General features: G+C 69.0%; 1 protein-coding gene. It reads right to left on the reverse strand.

The genetic code is table 11. The features are described 5' to 3' along the window. Positions 1-245 precede the first annotated feature (245 nt). The gene (locus ACFWVD_RS28640) at positions 246-1,142 is read right to left on the reverse strand and encodes a SigB/SigF/SigG family RNA polymerase sigma factor (protein ID WP_379248016.1); all 897 of its coding nucleotides are present in this window, start codon (positions 1,140-1,142) and stop codon (positions 246-248) included. Positions 1,143-1,321 lie beyond the last annotated feature (179 nt).

A 1,321-nucleotide genomic window follows, 5' to 3' on the forward strand; every position in this document is an offset into this window, starting at 1 on the left:
CCAGGACCCGGCGGCCCGGGGTGAGCGCCGCATCGAGGGCATCCCTCAGGGGTTGCGCCGTATCGTGGTCCAGTTCTCCCGCGAGCGCGAGGACGACGGCTCCGTCCACGGCCTCCACCGCAACGGTGAAGCGTTCTCTTTCCGCTTCCGGCACCATCCGGCATCACCCTTCCGTCGTGCTCCCCTGCACCTGCCCGGGTTCCAGCGCAATATACCTGTCTGTCCCGTGCGGACGGCTGAGTGCCTCAAGCCGGTTCGGCCTGCGGTTCCTCGGGTTCCTCGGCGAGCAGTCCCTCCCGCAGCCGGCCCAGGATGCGGCCCAGCAGCCGGGAGACGTGCATCTGCGACATGCCCAGCCGCTCGCCGATCTCGGCCTGGGTCAGCTCCTCACCGAAGCGGAGGGCGAGGATCGTCCGATCCCGTTCGGTCAGCTCCTCCAGCAGCGGCTTGAGCGATTCCAGGTCCTCGACCGTCTCGAAGCGCGTCTCCTCCACCCCGAGGCCGCGGGCCAGGGTACCGGGCGCGTCGTCCTCCTCCGTCACGGGGAGGTCGAGGGACAGGCTGGTGAAGCCGTTGGCCGCGAGCCGGCCTTCGCAGACCTCCTCCGCGGTGATGCCCAACCGCTCGGCGAGCTCCTGCGCAGTGGGGGCGTGCCCGAGCTCCTGCTCCAGGGCGTCGTTCGCCTTGGCCAGATCGATGCGCAGTTCCTGCAGCCGGCGCGGTACACGGACGGCCCAGGTGGTGTCACGGAAGTAGCGCTTGATCTCTCCCACGATGGTGGGGAGGGCGAACGACATGAACTCGAAGCCGCGCTCCGGGTCGAACCGGTTGATGGCCTTGATCAGGCCGATCGTGCCCACCTGCATGACGTCTTCCCACGGGGCACTGCAGTGGCGCACGCGCGTGGCCGCGTACTTCACCATGCTCAGGTTCAGCTCGACCAGGGTGTTGCGCACGTACGAGTACTCCGAGGTCCCCTCCTCCAGCGTGTGCAGCCGCCGGAAGAGCGTGACCGACAGGTCGTGGGCGTCGGCGGTGCTCACCGACTGGAGGTCGGCGATCTCGGGGATCTCGGGAAGGGCGGCCGGCGGTACGTCCGGCTGCGGCGCAGGGGTGGCCTGGATACGCAGAGTAGTAGGCATGAGGCCTCCTTGGGCTTTCCCTCCTGCCACATACCCCGATCCCGCCAGGTTGAAGCAGTACGGCTCGTGGCCGTCCCTCACCCTCCGTGTCCGTCGGCGCCGTCGATCGGCTCCTTCGCCCCCAGGTGGTAGACGGCGAAGGCCCTGTCGATGACGGGCATCGCGACGTTGCGCACGCG

It is taken from the genome of Nocardia sp. NPDC058666 (assembly GCF_042714895.1).
Lineage (GTDB): Bacteria > Actinomycetota > Actinomycetes > Mycobacteriales > Mycobacteriaceae > Nocardia.